17 protein-coding genes and 1 pseudogene are annotated in these 23,409 nt (G+C 41.9%); 11 read left to right on the forward strand and 7 right to left on the reverse strand.

Going from position 1 to position 23,409, the window contains the following annotated elements; all coding sequences use genetic code 11:
- Window positions 1-87 precede the first annotated feature (87 nt).
- The 4 genes from P375_RS03455 to P375_RS03470 are packed head-to-tail and all read left to right on the forward strand — an operon-like array spanning window position 88 to window position 3,972.
- Window positions 88-1,161, forward strand: coding sequence for an ABC transporter ATP-binding protein (locus P375_RS03455; RefSeq protein WP_039134413.1), 1,074 nt, complete (start codon window positions 88-90; stop codon window positions 1,159-1,161).
- Window positions 1,158-2,027, forward strand: coding sequence for an ABC transporter permease (locus tag P375_RS03460; protein ID WP_039134415.1), 870 nt, complete (start codon window positions 1,158-1,160; stop codon window positions 2,025-2,027). Before P375_RS03455 ends, P375_RS03460 begins: the two co-directional genes overlap by 4 nt.
- The gene (locus P375_RS03465; RefSeq protein WP_039134417.1) at window positions 2,024-2,866 is read left to right on the forward strand and encodes an ABC transporter permease; all 843 of its coding nucleotides are present in this window, start codon (window positions 2,024-2,026) and stop codon (window positions 2,864-2,866) included. The genes P375_RS03460 and P375_RS03465 overlap by 4 nt, the downstream gene beginning before the upstream one ends.
- A gap of 23 nt (window positions 2,867-2,889) precedes the next feature.
- Window positions 2,890-3,972 (forward strand): extracellular solute-binding protein, encoded by a 1,083-nt coding sequence (locus P375_RS03470; protein ID WP_039134494.1) that lies wholly within the window; start codon window positions 2,890-2,892, stop codon window positions 3,970-3,972.
- Window positions 3,973-4,536: 564 nt separating this feature from the next.
- Here P375_RS03470 and P375_RS03475 read toward each other — a convergent pair.
- The 3 genes and pseudogenes from P375_RS03475 to malK form a co-directional block, all read right to left on the reverse strand.
- The gene (locus P375_RS03475; RefSeq protein ID WP_039134419.1) at window positions 4,537-5,415 is read right to left on the reverse strand and encodes a MalM family protein; all 879 of its coding nucleotides are present in this window, start codon (window positions 5,413-5,415) and stop codon (window positions 4,537-4,539) included.
- Window positions 5,416-5,565: 150 nt separating this feature from the next.
- Window positions 5,566-6,836 (reverse strand): annotated as a pseudogene (locus tag P375_RS03480) (maltoporin).
- A 54-nt stretch (window positions 6,837-6,890) separates the two neighbouring features.
- On the reverse strand, window positions 6,891-8,009 hold the full coding sequence (gene malK, locus P375_RS03485; RefSeq protein WP_039134422.1) for a maltose/maltodextrin ABC transporter ATP-binding protein MalK: 1,119 nt from the start codon (window positions 8,007-8,009) through the stop codon (window positions 6,891-6,893).
- Window positions 8,010-8,374: 365 nt separating this feature from the next.
- On the opposite strand from malK, the gene malE reads away from it, so the two are divergent.
- The 3 genes from malE (at window position 8,375) to malG (ending at window position 12,096) form a co-directional block, all read left to right on the forward strand.
- Window positions 8,375-9,565, forward strand: coding sequence for a maltose/maltodextrin ABC transporter substrate-binding protein MalE (malE, locus tag P375_RS03490; protein ID WP_039134496.1), 1,191 nt, complete (start codon window positions 8,375-8,377; stop codon window positions 9,563-9,565).
- Between the two features lie 75 nt (window positions 9,566-9,640).
- A complete protein-coding gene (gene malF / locus P375_RS03495) occupies window positions 9,641-11,197 on the forward strand; it encodes a maltose ABC transporter permease MalF (RefSeq protein WP_052121782.1) in 1,557 nt (518 codons plus the stop codon).
- Between the two features lie 8 nt (window positions 11,198-11,205).
- A complete protein-coding gene (gene malG / locus P375_RS03500; protein WP_039093719.1) occupies window positions 11,206-12,096 on the forward strand; it encodes a maltose ABC transporter permease MalG in 891 nt (296 codons plus the stop codon).
- A 190-nt stretch (window positions 12,097-12,286) separates the two neighbouring features.
- On the opposite strand, the gene P375_RS03505 is transcribed toward malG, so the two are convergent.
- Together P375_RS03505 and malT are read right to left on the reverse strand one after the other, a co-directional pair.
- On the reverse strand, window positions 12,287-12,769 hold the full coding sequence (locus P375_RS03505; RefSeq protein WP_017806059.1) for a type III toxin-antitoxin system ToxN/AbiQ family toxin: 483 nt from the start codon (window positions 12,767-12,769) through the stop codon (window positions 12,287-12,289).
- A 227-nt stretch (window positions 12,770-12,996) separates the two neighbouring features.
- On the reverse strand, window positions 12,997-15,675 hold the full coding sequence (malT, locus tag P375_RS03510) for an HTH-type transcriptional regulator MalT (RefSeq protein ID WP_039134427.1): 2,679 nt from the start codon (window positions 15,673-15,675) through the stop codon (window positions 12,997-12,999).
- A gap of 175 nt (window positions 15,676-15,850) precedes the next feature.
- Here malT and glgP point away from each other — a divergent pair, with 175 nt between their 5' ends.
- Together glgP and malQ are read left to right on the forward strand one after the other, a co-directional pair.
- Window positions 15,851-18,247 (forward strand): glycogen/starch/alpha-glucan family phosphorylase, encoded by a 2,397-nt coding sequence (glgP, locus tag P375_RS03515; RefSeq protein ID WP_039134430.1) that lies wholly within the window; start codon window positions 15,851-15,853, stop codon window positions 18,245-18,247.
- A gap of 22 nt (window positions 18,248-18,269) precedes the next feature.
- Entirely contained in the window at window positions 18,270-20,342 is a 2,073-nt protein-coding gene (malQ, locus tag P375_RS03520; RefSeq protein ID WP_039134433.1) for a 4-alpha-glucanotransferase, read from the forward strand.
- Window positions 20,343-20,385: 43 nt separating this feature from the next.
- Here malQ and P375_RS12100 read toward each other — a convergent pair whose 3' ends face one another.
- Entirely contained in the window at window positions 20,386-20,559 is a 174-nt protein-coding gene (locus tag P375_RS12100) for a YtfJ family protein (protein ID WP_230588054.1), read from the reverse strand.
- 203 nt (window positions 20,560-20,762) lie between these two features.
- Here P375_RS12100 and P375_RS12105 point away from each other — a divergent pair, with 203 nt between their 5' ends.
- Together P375_RS12105 and P375_RS03530 are read left to right on the forward strand one after the other, a co-directional pair.
- The gene (locus tag P375_RS12105; protein WP_167333060.1) at window positions 20,763-20,936 is read left to right on the forward strand and encodes a hypothetical protein; all 174 of its coding nucleotides are present in this window, start codon (window positions 20,763-20,765) and stop codon (window positions 20,934-20,936) included.
- A 209-nt stretch (window positions 20,937-21,145) separates the two neighbouring features.
- Entirely contained in the window at window positions 21,146-22,234 is a 1,089-nt protein-coding gene (locus P375_RS03530; RefSeq protein WP_039134436.1) for an ROK family protein, read from the forward strand.
- A 138-nt stretch (window positions 22,235-22,372) separates the two neighbouring features.
- Here the strand turns inward: P375_RS03530 and bioB are convergent, their stop codons facing one another.
- The gene (bioB, locus tag P375_RS03535; RefSeq protein WP_039134438.1) at window positions 22,373-23,383 is read right to left on the reverse strand and encodes a biotin synthase BioB; all 1,011 of its coding nucleotides are present in this window, start codon (window positions 23,381-23,383) and stop codon (window positions 22,373-22,375) included.
- Between the last annotated feature and the right edge of the window lie 26 nt (window positions 23,384-23,409).

Here is a 23,409-nt window from a genome sequence, read left to right on the forward strand (position 1 = left end):
TTATTAAATTCTAATTGCGTAAAAATGAAGATTTGGTTTAGAGTAAGATTATCAATCTGGCAACCCACCTAGAGGAGCGAATCAACAATGGCAAAACTCGAATTACGCAATATCACCAAAAAATTTGGCGATTTTTATGCCGCCAATAATATTTCTTTCACCGCAGAAGAAGGGGAATTTGTTACCTTGCTCGGTCCGAGTGGCTGTGGAAAAACCTCGCTCTTAAAACTGATTGCGGGCTTTCATAAGGCTGATGAGGGCGAGATTATCATCGGTGATCGCCCCGTGAATAACATTCCGCCTGAAAAACGCAACACGGCGATGTGTTTTCAATCCTATGCCCTTTTTCCGCATTTGAACGTTTCGCACAATATTTGCTATGGCTTGAAACAGAAAAATGTGCCGATTGATGAGCAAATCGCCCGTTTAAATGTGGCATTGAAGCAAATGGATTTGGAAACACAAAAGTTGAAACTGCCCTCTGAGCTTTCAGGCGGTCAGCAACAGCGTGTGGCATTAGCAAGGGCAATGGTAACCCGTCCTGATGTAATTTTATTTGATGAGCCATTATCAAACCTTGATGCCAAATTGCGGGAAAGCGTGCGTTTTGAAATCAAACAGCTTTCTCATCAATATAATTTAACCAGCATTTATGTAACGCACGATCAGGCGGAAGCCTTGTCGATGTCCGATAAAATCATTGTGTTGAATAAAGGGCAAATCGAACAAATCGGCACGCCACAAGAGATTTATTACCAACCGAAAAATCGCTTTATTGCCGATTTTATTGGCGTGGCAAACATTACTAAAGCGAACGTCAAACATTTGCAAGATGATCTCTATCAAGTGGATTCCCTTTGGGGCAAATTTATTGTGCAATCCGCCCACAAGCCTGTGGCTGAGAATATTTATATTTGTTTTCGTCCTGAAGATGCCGTCCCTTGTGAGCCAAATAGCAATGTGGAGAATAAATTTAGCGTCAAAGTGCTACAAACCGCCTTTATGGGCAATATGACTGAAGTGCAAGGCTTGGTAACTTCAGGTTTGCCAAATGAGAAAGTGCGGTTGCAATTAACCAAATTTTCGCCGTTGTTAAATCAATCAGAAGAATTATTTTTCACCCTCGCACGCAATGCCATTCGTTTCTTGGAGGCAGTATGAAATCGGTAAAACAAGATCTCAAGGCTTGGCTACTGTTAAGCACAGGGCTTGGCACGATTTTATTATTAATGGGTTCAACCTTTTATTTAGTGGTGGCACAAAGTTTCGGCTTACAAAATATGTATGGCGAACCCTCGCATTTCACCTTAGATTACTGGCAAGAGGTGCTGAGCAACCCGATTTTTCATAAATCCTTTTGGTATTCCGTGCGGGTTTCCTTCCTCGGGGCGTTGCTGTCGATTTTGGTTGCCTACCCCATCGCTTTATGGCTACGCAACCCAATGAAAGGCAAAGAATTTATCATCACCTTTTTCCGTATGCCAATGCTCGTGCCGGGCTTAGTAGCCGCTTTTTTGTTTATGAATATGATTTCCTATCACGGTATTTTAAACGAAACACTGGTTTGGCTCGGCATTTGGCAAGAACCAAAATCCCTACAAAATGATAGCTTCGGCTGGGGCATTGTGATTTTGCAAATGTGGAAAAATATTCCCTTTGCGTTAATTTTGGTTGGCGGTGCGGTCAATTCACTAAAAAGCGATCTCTTTGATGCTGCGTCAAATCTAGGTTCAAACAGTTGGCAACGATTTATCTATGTGATCTTTCCTCTCACGCTCGGGGCGGTACAAGTGTCCTTTATTTTGATTTTTATCGGGGCATTGGGCGATTTTGCCTTTTACAGCATTGCGGGCCCGCGTGATACTTACTCCCTCGCTCGCTTTATGCAAATGAGTGCTTATGAGTTTGAAGAATGGAATCAAAGTGCGGTGCTGGCAATGGTGATAATGCTGACTTCTGCCCTTACCTCCGTTCTGATCACCTTAATTATTCGTCCATTATCTGTTAAACGAGGAGCGGTAAAATGAACAGAATCCAAAGTAACAACACCCGTTTAATTAACCGCATTGTGCTGATCTTTTTTGTGGTGGTAAATTTTGTCTGGCTGGTGCTGCCTTTCTTAATGGCTGGGCTGTGGTCGCTGGTTGATCCCCAACACCCTTGGAGCTATCCCGACATATTCCCACCTGTGCTGTCTTTTGAGCGTTGGCATTATGTGTGGGAAAACACCGCACTTAAAGAAGCAATGCTGAATAGCTATACCATTGCACCGATTGTTTCTTTAATCGCCATCACGCTTGCCTTGCCTACGGCTTACGCTTTTGGAAGGTTGGAATTTCGTGGCAAAAAAATCGCAGAGCTAATTACCTTAATCCCTCTCGTTATTCCAGGAATGATTATCGCCCTGTTCTTTAGTGCGGTGTTAATTCAGCTCAACATTAGCAACCCAATGATCGGCATTATCATTGGGCATACGGTGATGACCTTGCCTTATGCCATTCGCATTTTATCTTCGGGCTTTTCCGCCGTGCCACAAGATTTAATTGATGCCAGCCGTGATCTCGGTGCGTCAAAACTCACCACTTTTAAAGATGTGTATCTACCTATGCTCAAGCCTGCGTTTTTAGCCTCGATTATTTTCTGTTTAGTGAAAAGTATTGAGGAATTTAGCATTTCTTTTGTTATCGGCTCGCCTGATTTCATTACCGTGCCAACCATTTTGTATTCTTTCTTAGGCTATTCCTTTATCCGACCGAATGCGGCGGTGGTGTCGATCATCTTATTAATTCCGAATGTTATCTTGTTACTCATTATCGAGCGTTTATTGAAAGGTAACTATTTATCACAATCCACAGGCAAAGCCTGATTTCCACCAGAGGAGAAACAATGATGAAAACTCGTCTTATCAAAACCGCATTAATCAGTTTAGGGCTAACCACCGCCCTGTCCGTTTCGGCTTCCCAAGATCTCAGCCAAAAAAGCTGGGAAGAGATTGTGGCACAAGCTAAACAAGAAGGCTCGGTAACCTTTAGCGTGTGGTATTTACAACCGCAATTCCGTCTTTTTGTCAAAGATTTTGAAAAAACCTATGGCATCAAAGTGAAAATTCCTGAAGGCACTTTAGACGGTAATATGAATAAGCTGATCGCTGAAAAATCCCTTAGTAAAGGGAAAATGGACGTGATTGCCATTGCGGCAGATAACTATCCTATCGTGCAGAAAAATGATGTGTTACGAAATCTCAACAGCTTGCCTAATTTCGCTCAAGCCAACCACGCTTTGCAAGGAGTGAAATTTGGCAATCAAGCAATGGGCTTTTGGGGCAACCAAACAGGCTTTGCCTATGATCCATTACGGGTTTCAGAAGATCAGTTACCACAAAGCTGGCAAGAAACCGTGAACTATATTCAAACTCACCCGAAAAAATTTGGTTACGCTGATCCAAATGGCGGTGCTTCAGGGAAAGCCTTTATTTTCCAAGCCTTACTTAATGTAAGCGGTCAATACGATTATCAAAATACTCCATTTGATGCACTACAAACGAAAAATTGGCAAAGCACTTGGGATTGGTTTAATCAAAATAAACAAAATATGGTACGTACCGCCTCTAACGCCGACAGTTTAACACGCTTAAATGATGGCGAATTAGACATTGTTGCCGCTTGGCAAGATCATTTATTTAGCCTACAAAAACAAGGTGCGGTTACGCCTCGCTTAAAATTTTATGTGCCGAAATTCGGAATGCCGGGCGGCGGTAATGTGGTTGTTGTCGCACAAAATGCCCCACACCCTGCAGCAAGTTTAGTGTTTACCAACTGGCTAGTTTCACCTGAAACGCAACAAAAATTAGCCGACCATTTTGGTACCCGCCCATTAAATGCCGAAGTGGGCGAAGCGGATATTCCATTCTTCCCACTAGATTGGAGCAAAGCCGCTATTGCTGATTTCACCAAAGAAGTGATCGCAAAATAAACGGAATAAGCTAAGGTTCGCCTTAGCTCAGAACGTTGGCAAACCCTATACGAGCCGTATAGGGTTGCTTAACCTGAGTCACTCAGCGACTCTTCCATTCAGCCCCAGAGGGGCTGAATTCAACGAACCTAGCACGGCTCGTGCTAGGTTCTGAGCTTTGTCAGCAATCTAAGCTAAGGTTCACCTTAGCTTATTTTTTCGCTATTTACATTCAAAAAATGCGGGATTTGCTTCAGCTTGTTATTTTGAACTTAAACATAAGAAAATGAGATGAAACTTTTGCTAAAAGTTGCATTTTGGCTTCCATTCCTTTTTTGAGAAAATTCTTTTAGTAAATTTTTTCGTATTATCTTTTTTAAAAAGCCACCAATTTCAGAAAAATCAAGCTATAAACTAGCTTTATCGAATTCACTTTTATTGCCTGCAAAGATATATTCTTCAAAGGAGCTTGAACTTCTAATATAACTGTAATGTACCATTACACTTTTTAAATGAATTTTGAATTTGCTTATAAAAAAACTGCACTCTCTTGGTGCAGTAAATAATGAAAAAGACAAAGTAAGATTATTTCGCTGAAACCTGCTGTAAAAATAATTTTCGAGGCGTGCGTAGCCCTAATTTTTCCGCTTCATTGACTAGATTTAAGGCTCGGTTGAAGTCTTTTTGTTTTAACGCATTGAGGACAGCTTGATTAAAATAGGTCTCCGTTTCTTTCTCCACCTTAACATTTTTCTCATTCTCTCCCTTTTGGTTAGCAATCACGGCGGTGGCTGCGGGGGCGTTTTTCTCCATTGTAAAAATCTGATTTAAGCCGACAAAATGTGTGCCGTTAGCGGGTTGGAAATTAACGATGAGCTTGCCATTTAAACTATGCTTCACTTGAATATCCGCAATCGCTGGCGGTTGTTTGCCTGTGGCTTTGGCAAAAAGTTTTGAGGGGTGAGGGACGACAGTTTGCCCTGCCAAATCCGCTTTGGTGGTGTAAATCAGCAAGTATAATGCCCCTTGATTAATTGGCGTGAGATTTAGCGTCGCAACTAATCTATTCGGCTTTAGCCCACGTTCTTCTTGCAGTTTAAAGTAGGCGGAATCATAATGTGCTGCAACCTGAAATTGGCTATCCAAAACCACGACATTCGGGACAAAAACCTGCTGATTTTGCACCTCACTTTCAATTTCGATTTCCATTGTTCCTTGGCTTGCAGGAAGGCGATAAGCCGCAAAAGGGCTTTCAATCCCAGCAAAATAGAGCGTAAACCCTTGTTTTTGTGTGGCGTTAAGTTCGGTTTTCACCTGTTGCGGTAGTGCGACATCTTGCCAGTGCAACTGAGCGAGGCTTTGAGCAGGCAAAGACAAGGTTGCGGCGAATGTTGGTTGAGTGCTGAGAAGAGCGGTGGCAAAAAGTGCGGTCAAAAAAATGCGTGTTTTTTGGGTTAATTTCATTGTTACCTCACAAGAAGAAAGCCATTGTGTTGTTGAAGAGGCAAGCAAAAGTGCGGTGGTTTTTTAAGCCAGTTTTTTGCTTGCCTTGTCCTATGATTTACTTATGAATCAATGGGTTGCCTGAACTTGAGATCCATTTAATGGTTGGCATTACCACCAAGCTTCAAATTGTATGCCAGCGATAAATTCGCCATCTTTGGCTTTATAGCCTGCGTCAGTGCGTTTGCTGGTATTAAATTTATCGTTCCAATGAGCATAAGTGCCGAACACACGGATTGCAGGTCTTGCCCAAATACTGCTGCCTGCTTGCCATTGTTGGGCGAGGGTGTATTTCATTAGTTGATTTTTCAATCCTGTTTGCTGATCTTTAATGCGATCATAACCCACTTCAACCAGCGTACTCATTGTGTCAGTCCATTTGTACATCGGGCGAACGCCTGCGGAATACCACGTTTTCCCTTGATGATTATCTAAATCGGTTTTTTCGTAAATTAACGCATACATCACTTCCACTTTATCTGACGGTGCGACAACGCCTTGATTGATTAAACGTAGCATATGCCCTTTATTGGTATTTGAGCCGCCTTGAGAATGCCCCGTACTCCAAGAGGTCATCGCGTCTGTGGCGTATTGCACGGTAAATTTATTAAAACCGCCAAAAAATTCGCCTTGTGTGTGTTCAAGGGTGAGCATATACCCGTTTTTACTCGCACCCTCGACACGGCTGGCGTGATTTTTGGTGTGAGAGTTACCATAATCTAGCCCGATTTCTAATTTTCCGTTTTTATTCACTTCAAGATCGGCAAGACGCACATCAAAGACATCGTTATACACGTCTTTATCTAGATCACGAGTGGATTCCCACTTTTTCGTAATCGGGTTATAATTCCAGCCGTACGCTCCGCCTTGCTCGGTATTGCGAGTTACGGCAAAAGACAATTTCCCTACGCCCACATCAATATTCTCTACCCCTGCGCCAGGGCCTGAAATATCCCAATAATAGAAGTCATTAAGATGCACATCGTGGCGTTGATAAAAGCGTTTCCCTGCCCATAAAGTGGCATCGGGTAGGCTGTCGAGGAAATTTTTAAATTGCACATTGATCTCACGCAAGGCGGGCGTGGTGGTTTCCCAATCGCCTTGCTGATTAATGGAATAAGCAAGATTGGAATCTAAATAAATAGATTTATTGCCTTCATTGAAAAGGGATTGCCCTAGTTTAAATTCCGCATAGGTTTCCGCTTCGTTACCTAAGCGATATTTTGCCCCCCCCCATTCACCGTAAAGGCGGTTTGCTCACCACCGCCTGATGTCCAACCAATGCCCGAACGAGCATAGCCGTGAAAATCAACGGCATTCGCACTCAGTGCGATAAAACTGGCAGCGATAGCGGTTGCAATGCGTGTTTTTGCGTTTTTCATAAGCGACCTCACTTGAAAATAATTGACGTATGAAAGAGAAATGAAAAATGATGGTTACACCCCTTTTTCTTTAAAAAGCCTTGGGCAAGCCACCCCGTTTTCTTTGAATAAATGACAACGCTCTGGCACGATCCCAATATCAAATTCTGCCCCCTCATCAATCAACACCACATCATTTTGTCGATAGACCAAGGTTGGCTGTTTGATTTCAGGGATTTCAAGATGGATTTGGGTTTCATAGCCCAGCAGTTCCACCACTTGCACTTTGCCTCGTAGGGTAACTTCTGCTTTTTCAGAGGGGACAAGGTGTTCAGGTCGAATACCAAGTGAAAGGTTATCGCCCACTTTCACACCATCACCGCGGACAGGAATCCAAAAGTTATGGTGATTGGCATCAGGTAATTCGACTCTGACCCGCTCATTTTCAACGCCAGTTACTTTAACAGGCAAAAAGTTCATTTTTGGTGAGCCAATAAACCCAGCGACAAAACGATTAGCGGGATAATGATAAAGCTCAAGCGGTTTGCCAACTTGTGCGATACCGCCTGCTTTTAGCACCACGATTTTATCGGCAAGGGTCATTGCCTCCACTTGATCGTGGGTAACGTAAATCATAGTGCGGTTCAATTTTTTGTGTAATTTAGAAATTTCCACCCGCATTTGTACGCGTAATGCGGCATCAAGATTAGAAAGGGGTTCATCAAGTAAAAAGACTTCAGGCTGAGAAACGAGGGTTCTGCCAATCGCCACCCGTTGTCGCTGACCGCCCGATAAGGCTTTCGGCTTGCGATCGAGCAAATGGGCAAGTTGTAACACTTCTGCTACTTGATTTACCCGAGCCTCACGTTCCGCTTTGCTTACCCCAGCTAGTTTTAAGCCGAAAGACATATTTTCTGCCACATTCAAATGAGGGTAGAGGGCGTAAGATTGAAACACCATTCCTATGCCTCTTTTGGCTGGCGGCACATCATTCATTCTTTTTTCGCCGATGTATAAATCCCCTGTACTGATGTCTTCAAGCCCTGCGATCATTCTGAGTAAAGTGGATTTCCCACAGCCAGAAGGCCCAACAAAAACGACAAATTCGCCCTCATCAATTTCTAAATTAATGTCCGTTGAAATCTGTACATTGCCGTAGGATTTACCCACATTGCGTAAGGATACCTTTGCCATATTTAACCTCGTTTTGCATTTTTATCCGAAAGCTTAGGATAATTCAATGTGCCGTATCTTCCCCTATTCATTTATAAAAAAAATCCTCCTTGACGGATTTTTTTAAGGATTAGATAAAAAAATCGGCTGAAAATGATGTTGTGTGTTGAAAAGGACAATTTGGCGAGCTTTTGTGATAGCGATCACATTTTCTTCTTTCATTTTTGTGAGCTTGCTCACAGAAATAGAAAAAACTTGTCAGAACAGGCTGATTTTTTAAAAGGAGGAGATGGGGGGAGGATAACAAATTGTAAAATTTACGCATAATGAAGCAGAAATCCTTATTACCCACTCACAATCAGGAGCGTAGTATTATGAAAAAAGTGATGAAAAAAAACTTATTGGCTTTCACCCTAAGCACCATTGCCAGCCTTGTTTTCTCAGGGGCGGTAATGGCGAAAATGAGCGAAGGAAAACTGGTGATTTGGATCAACGGCGACAAAGGCTATAACGGCTTGGCTGAAGTTGGGAAAAAATTTGAAGCGGATACAGGCATTCCCGTGTTAGTAGAACACCCTGATAAACTAGAAGAAAAATTCCCACAAGTTGCCGCAACAGGCGATGGACCCGACATTATTTTCTGGGCGCACGATCGCTTTGGTGGCTATGCACAAGCAGGATTGTTAGCCGAATTGCACCCTAGCCCTGACTTTAAAGAAAAATTCGCCGATTTCGTGTGGGACGCACAAACCTATAACGGCAAGGTGATTTCTTACCCTGTTGCGATTGAATCCCTTTCATTAATCTACAACAAAGACCTGATCAAATCGCCACCTCGCACTTGGGAAGAAATCCGCGAATTGGATAAAACCCTAAAAGCACAGGGGAAAAATGCTATTATGTGGAACCTTGTAGAGCCTTATTTCACTTGGCCAGTGGTTGCTGCCAATGGAGGCTATGCATTCAAATTTGACAATGGACGCTACAACCCGCAAGATATCGGCGTGAATAACGCAGGTTCGCAACAAGGATTACAATTTGTCGTGGATTTGGTGAAAGATAAGGTGATCAATCCTGATATGGACTATTCCGTTGCGGAAGCTAGCTTCAACAAAGGAGAAACTGCCTTAACCATCAACGGGCCTTGGTCGTGGGGCAACATTGAAAAAAGTGGGATCAATTATGGCGTGGCAGTATTGCCTACCCTCAATGGTAACCCATCTAAACCATTTGTGGGGGTATTAAGTGCCGCGATCAATGCCGCAAGTCCAAATCAGGATCTCGCCGTTGAGTTTTTAGAAAATTATCTTTTAACGGACGAAGGGTTAGCCACTGTGAATAAAGATAAACCATTGGGAGCAGTGGCATTGAAATCTTACCAAGCTAAGCTCGCTGTTGATCCTAGCATTGCCGCCACGATGACGAATGCGGAAAACGGAGAAATTATGCCGAACATTCCGCAAATGTCCGCCTTTTGGTACGCTGAACGCAGTGCGATTACCAATGCGGTGAATGGTCGTCAAACGGTGCAACACGCCCTAGATGACGCACGAGCAAGAATTTTAAAACAGCAATAATTTGAGGGGAATTTCCCCCTTTTGTCTATAGCTAAAAGTGCGGTGCTTTTTTTTACATTTTTTTTGAGGTGTAGTATGCGATCATTTTTAAGCCCCAATCCTGTTTTAACCCCCAAGCTGAAGCAACGAGGTTTTGTCAGATACAGCCTAATCCTTGCCATTTTGCTCTTGGATTTTTATGCCGTAATGCTGATGTATTCGCAAGGCGAGTATCTTTTCGCCCTATTAACCCTCGTGATTCTCACCTCTGGGGTTTATATTTTTAGCAGCCCGAAAGCCTATGCGTGGCGATATGTGTACCCCGGCATCACAGGAATGATCATCTTTATTTTGTTTCCGTTGGTGGCAACCATCGCCATTGCGTTCACCAATTACAGCAGTACTAACCAACTTTCATTTGAGCGTGCGTTAAATGTTTTAACCACCCAGAAATATTTATCTGGCGAAAAATATGATTTCAAGCTCTACCCACAAACTGAAGGAAAATATCAAATTGGCTTATCGCATAACGGAGAATATTTTCTTTCCGAACCCGTACCGTTAGCCCCTGCACAAGTCAATTTAACGCAACAAGATCTGCCAAACATCAGTACCGCTCCGCTGAAAACCATTACCCAAAATCGCCAAACCTTGCAAGCGATGACCTTAATTTTACCGAATGGCTCATCATTAACAATGAGTTCATTACGCCAGTTTTCAGCTCAAAGCCCTCGCTATCATTATGACGAAGCGACACATCAGCTCGTTAATAACGAAAACGGCAAACGCTATGCTGCCAATTTTGACACGGGCTTTTTCCAACAAATTGATGCACAAGGCAACTGGCTGAAAGAAACCCTTGAACCCGGTTTCACCGTTTCCATCGGCTTCAGCAATTTTATTAAAATTTTCACCGATGAGGGCATTCAAAAGCCGTTTATCCAAATTTTTATCTGGACGATTGTATTTTCTGTGCTGACGGTGATTTTTACAGTGATCTTAGGAATGATTTTCGCCAGCCTCGTGCAGTGGGAAGCCTTAAAAGGCAAAGCGGTTTATCGTCTTTTATTAATTTTGCCCTACGCCGTTCCCGCTTTTATTTCGATTTTAATTTTCAAAGGCTTATTTAATCAGAGCTTTGGCGAAATCAATATGATCTTGCATCAGCTTTTTGGCATTCGCCCTGAATGGTTTAATGATCCGTTCTTGGCTAAAGTGATGATTTTAATTGTGAATACTTGGCTGGGCTATCCTTATATGATGATCTTATGTATGGGCTTATTGAAAGCCATTCCGCAAGATTTGTATGAAGCCTCCGCAATGGACGGTGCGTCCACTTGGCAAAATTTTAGCAAAATTACCGTGCCTTTATTGTTGAAACCGCTCACTCCCTTAATGATCGCCTCGTTCGCCTTTAATTTTAACAACTTTGTGCTAATTCAATTATTAACCAATGGGCGACCAGATATGATCGGCACAACAACACCAGCAGGGCATACGGATCTTTTAGTGAGCTACACTTACCGAATTGCATTTGAAGGCGGCGGTAGCCAAGATTTCGGGCTCGCAGCTGCCATTGCAACCCTCATTTTCTTATTAGTCGCAGGGCTTGCTTTATTAAATATCAAAGCCACAAAAATGAAATTTGACTAGGAGGAATTATGGCTATTGTTCAAGCAAAATCCTTACGCTATCGCCTATGGGCAACCCATTTATTTTTAATTGCCTTTATCGCTTTAATAATGTTTCCGCTATTAATGGTGGTTGGCATTTCGCTACGCCCCGGCAATTTAGCCCTCGGCGAGATTATCCCGAACGAAATCTCGTGGGAACATTGGAAACTCGCTCTTGGGTTTGATGTGGTACATTCTGATGGTAGCATCACTCCACCGCCGTTCCCTGTATTACTCTGGCTTTGGAATTCTGTGAAAGTGGCAACGCTGACTTCAGTGGGAATTGTCGCACTTTCCACCACCTGTGCTTACGCTTTCGCCAGAATGAAATTCAAAGGCAAAAAAACGCTATTGCAAGGAATGCTCATTTTCCAAATGTTCCCTGCGGTGTTATCCCTTGTCGCCTTATATGCCTTGTTTGATCGCCTAGGGCAATATATCCCATTTCTGGGGTTAAACACTCACGCTGGCGTGATCTTCGCCTATCTTGGTGGTATCGCATTGCACGTTTGGACGATCAAAGGCTATTTTGAAACTATCGACGGCTCATTAGAAGAAGCTGCAGAATTAGACGGAGCAACCCCGTGGCAGGCATTCCGCTTGATTTTACTTCCGCTTTCTGTCCCTATTTTGGCGGTGGTGTTTATTTTATCTTTCATCGCAGCTATTACAGAAGTGCCAATCGCCTCGTTACTTTTGCGTGATGTGGAAAGCTACACCCTCGCCGTGGGTATGCAACAATATCTTTATCCTCAAAACTATTTATGGGGCGATTTTGCCGCTGCAGCCGTCCTTTCCGCTATCCCTATCACTGCCGTCTTCCTACTCGCCCAACGTTGGCTAGTTGGCGGATTAACCGCAGGCGGTGTAAAAGGTTAATTCCTGAGGGGAAGAAAAAGTAAAAAAATAGCGAAAAATCTGACCGCACTTTGAATGATAAATCACGCTCTTAACACTTGTAGGGCGTGATTTTTAAGCCTGTAAAATATGATTAAAGAGAGTTAAAACCATTTCTGACTTTGCTAATAGTGGTGGAGGGGAAGAAGATTATAATGCACTAAAGTAATTTTTACTGCGTTTCATAATCTCTGTGCTTTTCTTCTAATTTTGCAAAGTTGCAACAAAATTTCTCAAAGCCAAAACGTTTTGTAATTGCATTGGTATATGTTTTGGTTGCGATCTCGTAAATGCGGGCTTTATGTTGATTGATATATAAATCTTCTTTGATGAGTAACGCTGTATATTTTAAATCTATCTCAAATTCTTTGGTATAATCAATCTCAATTAAAGCACTATCAACAATGGGGAACATATAAGCAAAGCGAATACTTGCCTTTTGTTCACCACTGCTTTTTACCTTAAAATCACTTTGACTTTTACAAATTTTAGAAGATAAAGGGGCAATATATTTTATACCGTTAATGGAAAGGACTATACCGACAAAAGGTCGCTTTTTTCCATTATCTTTATTGGCTGGAATTTTCGGTTCAATTTCTCTTAAAAAATCAAGATAGTGATCTGTTACACGATATAATTTTAATCTATCACTCATAACCATTTCCCCAATGAAAATACTGTGCAAAAAAAAGATGCCGATTAGGCATCTTTTTTCAGCACTTGTGGTAGCTTGCACCTAATTAAGTAGCACTTATGGCAGCTTACGCCCGATTAAATAGCACTTATGGCAGCTTACGCCTCAGCACATAATATAGCCATTTTTGAGTGGTATTTCAAGGTTTGTTATTGATTTTCCTTTTTTAGTCGTTTTTCGTTTTTAATTTAATTATACCCCATCAACTGCAAAAGTTCCCTTGTGTATTGAATGGCTTCGTTACGATTTGCTACGCCTAATTTTTGATATAAATTGCGGATATGGGTTTTAATTGTAGTGGTGGCAACTTGTAATTCATCTGAAATTTGGTCGTTGCTATATCCCGAATAAATTAAGCCTAGCACTTGCCATTCCCGTTGGGTAAGGGGGCTGATTTTTAATAAATCTGGCACTTGCGGATTTTTTAATAATTGTGCGACAAATTCTTCATCAAAATGAGCGAATTTATGTCGATAATATTGGTTGATGTGGCGTAAGATAAATTGAGCTTTATGAGCAACTAATTCATCGAGGCTGTTTTGGGCAAGTAATTGGCGGATTTGCTGTGCCATTATTTCCCCCTCCAACACGAAAACACTGATAAAGTTGGTTTGTTTGGTGAGGGCAAGAGCAAGCTGAAGATCTGCCATCGCCGCTGTTTTGTTATGTGTAAGAAAATGCAGCCGATTGCGTAAAATTAAGGCTCTGTTTAAGTCGCTGATAAATTGTAACTTTTCCGCCGTTTGGATCAATTTATCCAAAATTGTTTTGGCAGCCTCATAATCGCCAATCAGCATTTTTGCCCGCGCAATATTACGCCATTGTACTTGGCTGAAATGATTGGTATCCGTGCTTGGTGGTTGGTTTTGAATTAGCCAATTTTGAGCAGCTTGGTTATCGTTCGTCATTTGCCATAACACAATTTTGACCTGATCAGCATTGGCATTCCAATCGTTGTGATAATGATGTGCATTTTGTAGTTGGGTAATTTTTTCTAGCAGTCGGGCGGCGTTGTCTAAATCCCCGCGTACAATGGAAATTTTGCATAAAATCGCCAAACATTGTAGCCTTGCTTCTTCGCTATCCAACACAGAAATACCAGCGGTTGCCATTGCTTCGGCTTTGTCCAAATCATACCAATCCCATAAAATTTGCCCTTTCAAACGGAGCAAAAACTCATACATTGGAATTTGTTGTAAGTGGTTTTCTTTCACAAATAGCGTCGCTTTATTGAGCATATCGTACCCCGCTTGTAAAAAACCTTGGGCGATCAAAATTTCCGATTGTTGGAGTAATGTCCACAGCACATTGTGAGAGGTGTGATACTGACGAGCCATTTTTTCCGCTTTTTGTAACATTGTAATGGCATCGGCGAAATTGCCTTTAACGTGCCACGCCTCGCCAATAATGGAGGTGGCAACAATTTTGGCATAGTGGGCGTTGTCAGCAAGGCGATTTAATGCATTGGAGGCAAGTGAAAGTGCGGTGTTTTCATCGCCTGAATTTATGGCGACTTGGGCGAGCAACACGTCAAATTCCGCTTGATTTTCAGGGCTGAGATCGATGTTCTGTTGCTCAAAATGGGCAAAAATGCCAGTTACTTCACTATGCCGATGTTGGCTTTGGGCAAGCCACGCTTTTAATAACACCAGATTAGGGTAGGCGACAAGCCCTGTATCATCAAGATGTTCTAGGCTTTGCTCTAATAATTTGAGCTCCCCTTGGTGGAATAATTGCCAGCCGTTTTGTGATAAAATTTGCAACAATAATTGTTTATTTTCTAATAAGCTGGCGTGGTAGAGGGCTTCGGTAACATAGCCTTGAGCGAGCCAACCTTGTGCCGCTTGTTGGTGCAATGCGGGCATTTCATTTGCCAACTCACGCTGGCTACAATGAGCTAAGAAAGAGGCAAAAAGCGGGTGAAAACGCCACCAATTATCATCGCTTTCCATTCGCTGTAAAAATAGCCCTTGTTTTTCTAGCCGTTCCAAAATAAATCGACTCTCTGTTTCGCCCGTTACTTCAGCCACGAGAGTTTCGTTCATTGAACGCAGAATGGAGCAACGCAAAATAAATTGTCTGGTTGCTTTATCCACAGGGGCAAGCACTTCGTCGTTTAAGTAATCATTGATGTGAAAACTATGATGGGAAAGGCGTTTGGCAATATCTTGTAAAGTACTTTTCTGCTGTTTGGCAGAAAGGCTGATGAGTTGTAACGCCGTCGGCCAGCCCTCCACCTCATCACAAAGTGCGGTAATTTCTTGTTCCGTTAAGGGATCTTCTAAGCGAGATTGGAAAAATGCAATACTTTCTTGATGAGAAAAAGGCAGTTGATGGGCATTAATTTCTAATAATTGTTCTTGCACTCTTAAACTGGCTAAGCTCAATGGCGGCTGAGAACGTGAAATCAAAATGAGCGTCATTGCAGGCGGTTGGTGTTTGATCCAATATTTTAATGCGTCGTGAATTTCTTCGTTTTCAATTAAATGATAATCATCAATCACCAGATAAAATGGCTGTTCGTAGGAAGCAAGATTGACCAACAACTGATTAAACAGTGAAAACAAATTGGAATAGGGCGGATTGTCTTCATTGTGAATGTGGTTGTTGGTAGCTCTCGCTAATGCCGCACAAAAATAGCCTGCGAACCGCTCCGTTTGATTATCGCTTTCATCTAAAGAATACCAGCCTAGATGTGGTTTATCCTTTGCCCATTGGGAAATCAACGTAGTTTTGCCATAACCTGCGGGAGCGGTAATCAGCACTAAAGGATAATCTGAAGCCTGTTCTAGCAAGGATAATAAAGCGGTTCTGGTTACGCTATTTTGTAGGCGGTAAGAACAAATAAGTTTTGATGGAATTAACATTGTTAATAACCCTTTTGTTGATGAAAGATGTCTTTTGGAGTTCTCCTCCCCCAAATAAGAAATTACTTCCTACTCGTCATACTGACAAGATTATAACAAGGAGGATTTATTTTTTCTCCTGCCGAGCATAATAAAACAAGAAGAATGTTTAATTTATGCCTTAAAAGGAGTTTTTATGTCTATTTCTCATACAAATGAAATGGCGTTATTTGATAATAATGTACAAAAATACTGCCGTTTTTTTGAACTTAACTCACCACAACAATTTACCCTTGAGCAATGGTATCAGGTTATTGCCCATTCCGTTCTCGAGATTGCCTCGCAAAAACCACAAGGAAAAATTGAAGAAACGCGCCATATCAATTATCTTTCTATGGAATTTCTCATTGGTCGCCTCACGGGGAATAACCTGATGAATTTGGGCTATTATGAAGCGATCAAAGCCTATTTAGCCCAGTATCAGATTGAACTAGTCGATGTACTGGAACAAGAGCGAGATCCCGCTTTAGGCAACGGCGGACTTGGACGCTTAGCCGCCTGCTTTTTAGATTCAATGGCAACGCTAGGGCAAGCGGCGACAGGCTACGGGCTGCATTATCAATATGGGCTGTTTAAACAGGCTTTCCAAGATGGAAAACAAGTAGAAAGTGGCGATGAGTGGGGAAGAAATCAATATCCTTGGCATCGCTACAATCCAAGTAAAACTCAGCAAGTGCATTTTGGTGGAAAAGTGGTGGCAATCGAGGGAGATCGCTATGAATGGCAACCCAAATTAACCATTGAAGGCAAAGCTTTTGATCTGCCGATTGTGGGCTATCAAAATGACGTAATCCAACCGCTACGCCTCTGGCAAGCAGACAGCCCACAATCTTTTGATTTAAACCAGTTTAATGAGGGCAAATTTGTCGCAGCGGAAAAAACCTTAATAAAAAGCACCGCACTTACCCAAGTGCTATACCCGAACGATAATCATCGTGCAGGACAACAGTTACGCTTAATGCAGCAATATTTCCATTGTGCTTGCTCCGTGGCGGATATTCTTTCTCGCCACTTGGCACAAGGCTTCACCTTGGAAGAATTTCCGAAACGCCAAGTGATTCAGCTCAACGACACGCACCCAACCCTTGCAATCCCTGAATTAATGCGGATTTTGCTTGATGAGCATCAACTCACTTGGCAACAAGCGTGGTCTATTTGCCAACAAAGTTTCGCTTACACCAATCACACCTTGTTGCCAGAAGCACTAGAACAATGGGATCAACGCCTATTTAAACAATTATTGCCACGTCACTTTAAAATTGTGGAAAAAATTAATCACCTTTTCCATCAACAAGTGAAAGCACAATTTGGCGATGATGCCAAAGTATGGGAAAAACTGGCAATTTTGTTTGATTATCGTGTAAGAATGGCAAATCTTTGCGTCGTGAGCTGTTTTGCGGTGAATGGTGTTGCTCAAATTCATTCTGATTTGTTGGTTAGTCAGCTTTTCCCAGAATATCACCAACTTTTCCCAACAAAATTCTGTAATGTTACCAATGGCATTACCCCAAGACGTTGGATCCAACAAGCCAACCCTGCATTAAGCCAGTTGCTCGATCAAACCGTCAAAGGCGATTGGAAAAAAGATCTTGAGTTACTTCACCAAGTGGAAAATGTGGTTGATGATGTCAACTTCCGCGAGGCTTATTGGCATATAAAACAGCAAAACAAAGCGGCTCTTGCCAGAGAAATTGAGCAAACGCTTAGCTTATCAGTCAATCCAGATGCGATTTTTGATGTGCAAATTAAGCGTTTCCACGAATACAAACGCCAGCATTTGAATTTGCTCAATATTATTGCGACATATCAATGGCTAAAAGATAATCCAAATGAAGATTACACTCCGAGATTATTTATTTTTTCAGGCAAAGCCGCACCGGGCTATTATCTGGCGAAAAATATTATTCACGCCATTAACAATGTCGCAGAGATCATCAATAACGATAAACAGATGAAAGATAAGCTGCAAGTGGCGTTTTTACCTGATTATCGTGTATCGCTAGCAGAAAAAATTATCCCAGCGGCGGATATTTCCGAACAAATATCAATGGCAGGGAAAGAAGCCTCAGGAACAGGAAATATGAAGCTCGCATTAAATGGCGCATTAACCTTAGGAACCCTTGATGGAGCCAATGTTGAAATTGCTGAAATGGTAGGACAAGAACACATTTTCCTCTTTGGACATACTGTTGAAAGTATTCAAACACTATTAGCAGAAGGCTATTCGCCGAAAACTTACTATCGCAATGATCCTGTCTTAAAAAATGCGGTGGATTTTTTGGCCAAAGGCAAAGCGAGCAAAGGGGATAAAACGGCGTTCAGCTTAATGTTAGATAGTTTGCTTGAGCGAGATCCATTCCTCGTTTTCGCTGATTTTGAGAGCTATCGAAAAGCTCAGGAACGTATTGGCCAGGCTTATTTAGATCGTGATGCGTGGTTAGAAAGTGCCATTTTAAACACCGCACGGCTTGGCAAATTCAGCTCGGATCGTTCAATCCGTGATTATCAATCACGCATTTGGCTAAAAAAATAGCGTAAAGACAGAGGTTAGCACAATGAACAGATCAACCAAGCGATTTCAGCAAGCAGGCATACTGCCTTATTTTTACGATGAACGAGGGCTAAAAAAAGTTGCCAGCCTGCAAACCCAGCAGCGTTTATTTAAGGCATTTGCGGGAAATACGGGGACATATTCAGCGATGTTGCCACCAGTAAAAATCCTTTATGAAAACACACCGCACTTTTTAAAGCTCCATCGCACGGATCTCAAGCACAATGTGCAGGGCGATTGGCGGCTTCAACTGGAAAATCAGCAAGGGGAAATCAAGGGGAAAGTAAAACGTAATACCCTGCGTTTTCCTCATCATCTGCCGTTGGGTTATCACAATTTAACCTTAAAGGTCGGGACGAAAAACTATGCTTGCCGCTTGATCGTTGCCCCAAAACGCTGTTATCAACCACCAGAAATGGAACAAGGTAAAAAGCTATGGGGATCATTTATTCAATTATATAGCTTGAAATCTGAGCATAATTGGGGCATTGGCGATTTTGGCGATCTCAAACAATTTCTACGCCACATTGCGGCGACAGGGGCGGATTTCGTTGGGTTAAATCCCATTCACGCTCTTTTTCCTGCTAATCCTGAAAGTGCTAGCCCTTACAGTCCTTCATCAAGAAAATGGCTCAATATCCTTTATATTGATCTCAATACATTACCTGAATTTCAGCAAAATCCTGAAGCACAGCAATGGTTTCAGCAGCCACAAATTCAGCAAACCTTAGAAAAATTACGCACGGCAAGCCATATTCATTACACAGAAGTGATGGCATTAAAACTCAAAGGGCTACGACTTGCTTTCTCTTTTTTCCAACAACAGGCAAATTCTACTCGCCAAGCTGATTTTGAGCAATTTCTCCAACAAAAAGGGGAAAGCCTTATTATTCAAGCCACTTTTGATGCACTTCATCAACATCTCAGTGAGCAATGCCCTGAACAATGGGGTTGGAATTATTGGGCTACGCAATATCAGGATTATCATAGCGAAACGGTCGCCCACTTCCAGCAAACCCACCAAGCGAACATTCATTTTTATGCGTGGTTACAATTTATTGCGGAAACTCAGCTCAAAGAATGTAATGAACTCTGCAAAACCTTAAAAATGCCGATTGGGCTTTATCGTGATCTTGCTGTTGGCGTTTCCGATCAAGGCGCAGAAACTTGGTGTGATAAGCAACTTTATTGCTTAAAAGCCAGCATTGGTGCACCGCCTGATATTTTAGCTCCACAAGGGCAAAACTGGGGCTTATCGCCGCTCAATCCACATATTTTGCAGCAACGAGCCTATCAACCCTTTATTGATCTTGTGCGAGCCAATTTGAACCACTGTGGTGCATTACGTATCGATCATATTATGTCACTGCTACGACTGTGGTGGATTCCTAAGAATGGCCAGGCACAAGATGGGGCATATATTCGTTATCCTGTTGATGATTTGATCGCCATTCTTGCCCTAGAAAGTCATCGCCACAAAGCGCTTATTATCGGGGAAGATCTGGGCACAGTTCCGAAAGCCATCGTGAGTAAACTCAAAAACGCGGGGATTTTATCTTATAAAGTGTTTTATTTTGAGTTTGACGAACAAGGAAAAAGCCGAGATTTAGCCGATTATCCTTATCAGGCAATGACAACCTTAAGTACGCACGATCTGCCAACCATTGATGGCTATTGGCGAGGCTATGATTTTGAACTTGGACAGCGTTACGGCATTTACCCAAATGAAAAAATTTTGGCGATATTGCAACAGCAGCGTCAGGAAGCTAAAGCAAAAATTTTAGCTCGTCTAATAGAGGTGGGCGTTGAGCCTGATCTACCAAAAGATTTATCCTCTCCAATTAGTAAAAAATTTAATCATCAACTGCAAACCTATGTCGGCAAGGTAAACAGTGCCTTGCTAGGGCTTCAGCCTGAGGATTGGTTAAATATGTCTGAACCCGTCAATATTCCGGGAACAAGCACTCAATATCCTAACTGGCGAAGACGACTAAGCCAGAATATCACAGAGATTTTTAATGATCCTGAAGTTCAGCAACTTTTACAGAAAATAAATACTTGCCGAAAACCGCATTAACTCTATGAAAATAGCCGATTAATCGGCTATTTTTTCAAAATGATTACTGATTTTTCAACAGACTGTTGACTAAACTCAATACTTCATCAATCTGTCCAGAAGAAAGTTTCCCCTCGTGAACAAACTTCACTTTGCCGTTTTTATCCAACACCACGCTCAAACTTTCTCTCTCTTTTAATTTCCACGCATTTTTCACCGCACTTTGATTATCCAGCACAATTTGGCTATACGCATTTTCTTTGTTCGCCTTTTCGGTTCAGCTTCGCACAAAAGCACTTGTGCCGCAAATGGCGTTATCGGCGTTAATGATGTTGGTAGTTTAAATGTAACCCTTTGAAATGTTAAGTTTTAATTGCATCCATTAACGGCTGATTTTCTCTTTTGCTGCAATGTGTAAAACAACACGGCTTGATACAAAGTATGAGTCGTCGAGGAAATTGTTGGGATAATGTTCCGATGGGGCGTTGGTTTAGAAGTTTTAAATATAAATGGATGTTATATGATCGTATTCAACTTATCACAATCTACAAACAAAACCTGATTTTCACTAAAGCCGAATATATTAATCAAACAACGGCACAAAACTCTCTTTAACAAATCCGCCAAATCGTATAACCTTACAGCTTGAAGATTGCCCAACCAATGCACAGGGCTTATGTAAAATGGGCGATTTTTATAATGCGGTAAAAAATGCCTTAAAATAACACCGCACTTTACTCATAGCCGATCACGGCTTCGCTTTTGTATAATGTGAAGCCGTACTCCCGAACCATCGCAAACTGTGAACGAGGCGTGATCAAAAAATGACTGAAAGCAAAAAAGACAATGCTATTTTTAATCTCAAAGCCAGCGAAAAACTGTTACTACGGCTCATTCGCCAATATTCCCCCTCACGCAAAGAATTAAGCGCATTATCGGGTTTAACCCCTGGGGCGGTAACACAGTATTGCCGTAAACTGTTGTTTCTCGGGCTGATTAAAGAAACGGAGAAAATGGTAAAAAAACGGGGAACGCCTTCTTTTCATTTAACCTTAAATCCCAATGCTTGTTGCTCGATTGGCATCACCTTTTCAGATAACTCATTTCAGCTCGCAATCGTGGATTTTATTGGCAATAAAATTGCCAATGAACGCTATGTTTACCACAATAGCGTGCAATTTGATGAATTATGCCAACAAATTCGCACCGCACTTCAGCAACTTTTAGACAAAAAATTTCTCGCTGAAGCAAAAATTCTCGGCATCGGTTTTTCTCTTTCTGGCTACCTATTGGCCGATCAATCCATTTCCTCCCCTTGGTTTCCGTTATTACAAAATATCCCTAACTTAGCCAACGTATTCAGCGAAAAACTCGGCTACCCCTGCCATATTGAGAACAACATTAACACGGTGGCACTGGGGGAATATTATTCAGGTTTATGGAATGATATTGAAGATATGGTGGTCATCAGCCTTGATTTTGGCATTGGGGCGGGCATTATCTCGCAAGGCAAATTAATTCGCGGCGGTTTCGGTAATGCTGGTGAAGTGGGCTTATTGTTCCCTTATGATGCCCCTCGCCCAAGCTGGAAATATTTGCAAGACGCACTCGGCGAGTCTCAGTTGCAAGGAAATTTAATGGAAAATCCTCAAGTGCAAAAATGGCTCGCACACAGCCAAGAGCAAATCCATTCCCTTATGCTATCTGCCATCGCGTGGCTCGATCCCCGCGTTATCGTCCTCACAGGAATGTTGCCACCGCCGTTAATCAACCAGTTGATTGACTATGTCAAAAACACAAAAACCATACAAAATTTACACCGCACTTCCGCTCAACTCTGTGCTTCCAAAATGAAGTTTGAAGATATTTCCACCGCCGCCGCCATCGTCCCGATTTATCATTTTTTGCAATGACGGATTTACTCTATTAATGTATCTGAATAAGTATTTATATACTATTTTAACTATGATGCTAAGAAATAAAACAATAAATTAAACCCAATTACCAAAAGGTAATTGGGGTCATAAAAATAAGATTTCTTTAAATAGAAATTATTCCTCAGAAGTTAACTTATTCTCTAATGTTTCCGGTACTAAATCCAATTTGGTCATTAACATTTGATCGTGATCTTCTTCGTTATTACCAGTTACTAATAATTTGTCACCATAGAAAATGGAATTTGCACCAGCCATAAAACAGAGTGCTTGCATTGCTTCCGGCATTTTATGACGACCGGCGGAAAGTCGCACATAGCTGTTTGGCATTGTAATGCGAGCAACGGCAACAGTACGTACAAATTCTGTCCAATCCAATTCTTCCGCTTCCATCATTGGTGTGCCTTCCACTTTGACTAACTGATTTATTGGGACAGATTCTGGTTGTGGATCAAGATTAGCTAAATTGGCAATCAAACCAGCACGTTCTTTACGAGTCTCATTCATTCCAACAATACCGCCACAGCATACTTTCAAGCCAGCTTTGCGTACTTTGCCGAGAGTATTGATGCGATCATCAAAACGGCGAGTGCTAATGACCTCTTTGTAATGTTCCGGAGCAGTATCAATATTATGGTTGTAATAATCTAACCCAGCTTCTTTAAGCTGTTCTGCCATTCCATCTTGTAATAAACCGAATGTGCCACAAGTTTCTAGTCCGAGTTCTTTCACTGCTTTAATAATAGCGGAGACTTTTTCAATATCTTTTGGTTTAGGCCCTCGCCACGCTGCGCCCATACAGAAGCGCCCTGCACCTCGTTCTTTAGCAATTTTGGCTTTTGCCACAATATCTTCAATATCTAAAAGTTCTTCTTTTTGCACACCGGTTTGGTAACGGGCGGATTGAGGACAGTACCCACAATCTTCTGGACAACCGCCAGTTTTAATAGACATCAGTGTTGACAGCTGAATGGTTTGTGGATTGAAATTTTCACGATGAACTTGTGCTGCACGGTAGATTAAATCAAGAAATGGAGTTTCAAAAAGCGCTTCCACTTTGCATACTGACCAATATTCCACACTTGGATGTGGGGTGAGTGAAGATAGCTCAATCGTTGTTGTTGTCATATTCCTGTCCTTATCATTTTTGTAAC

Origin of the sequence: Gallibacterium genomosp. 2 (genome assembly GCF_000771895.1) — a bacterium.
Lineage (GTDB): Bacteria > Pseudomonadota > Gammaproteobacteria > Enterobacterales > Pasteurellaceae > Gallibacterium.

What these genes read in the sequence shown, in the direction of transcription:
- P375_RS03460 (WP_039134415.1), top strand. Translation starts at nt 1,158, where the DNA reads ATGAAATCGGTAAAACAAGATCTCAAGGCTTGGCTACTGTTAAGCACA.
- malE (WP_039134496.1), top strand. Translation starts at nt 8,375, where the DNA reads ATGAAAAAAAACTTATTGGCTTTCACCCTAAGCACCATTGCCAGCCTT.
- P375_RS12105 (WP_167333060.1), top strand. Translation starts at nt 20,763, where the DNA reads ATGAGTCGTCGAGGAAATTGTTGGGATAATGTTCCGATGGGGCGTTGG.
- P375_RS03475 (WP_039134419.1), bottom strand. Translation starts at nt 5,415, where the DNA reads ATGAAATTAACCCAAAAAACACGCATTTTTTTGACCGCACTTTTTGCC.
- glgP (WP_039134430.1), top strand. Translation starts at nt 15,851, where the DNA reads ATGTCTATTTCTCATACAAATGAAATGGCGTTATTTGATAATAATGTA.
- P375_RS03465 (WP_039134417.1), top strand. Translation starts at nt 2,024, where the DNA reads ATGAACAGAATCCAAAGTAACAACACCCGTTTAATTAACCGCATTGTG.
- P375_RS03470 (WP_039134494.1), top strand. Translation starts at nt 2,890, where the DNA reads ATGAAAACTCGTCTTATCAAAACCGCATTAATCAGTTTAGGGCTAACC.
- malG (WP_039093719.1), top strand. Translation starts at nt 11,206, where the DNA reads ATGGCTATTGTTCAAGCAAAATCCTTACGCTATCGCCTATGGGCAACC.
- malT (WP_039134427.1), bottom strand. Translation starts at nt 15,675, where the DNA reads ATGTTAATTCCATCAAAACTTATTTGTTCTTACCGCCTACAAAATAGC.
- malF (WP_052121782.1), top strand. Translation starts at nt 9,641, where the DNA reads ATGCGATCATTTTTAAGCCCCAATCCTGTTTTAACCCCCAAGCTGAAG.
- malK (WP_039134422.1), bottom strand. Translation starts at nt 8,009, where the DNA reads ATGGCAAAGGTATCCTTACGCAATGTGGGTAAATCCTACGGCAATGTA.
- P375_RS03530 (WP_039134436.1), top strand. Translation starts at nt 21,146, where the DNA reads ATGACTGAAAGCAAAAAAGACAATGCTATTTTTAATCTCAAAGCCAGC.
- P375_RS03505 (WP_017806059.1), bottom strand. Translation starts at nt 12,769, where the DNA reads ATGAGTGATAGATTAAAATTATATCGTGTAACAGATCACTATCTTGAT.
- P375_RS03455 (WP_039134413.1), top strand. Translation starts at nt 88, where the DNA reads ATGGCAAAACTCGAATTACGCAATATCACCAAAAAATTTGGCGATTTT.
- malQ (WP_039134433.1), top strand. Translation starts at nt 18,270, where the DNA reads ATGAACAGATCAACCAAGCGATTTCAGCAAGCAGGCATACTGCCTTAT.
- bioB (WP_039134438.1), bottom strand. Translation starts at nt 23,383, where the DNA reads ATGACAACAACAACGATTGAGCTATCTTCACTCACCCCACATCCAAGT.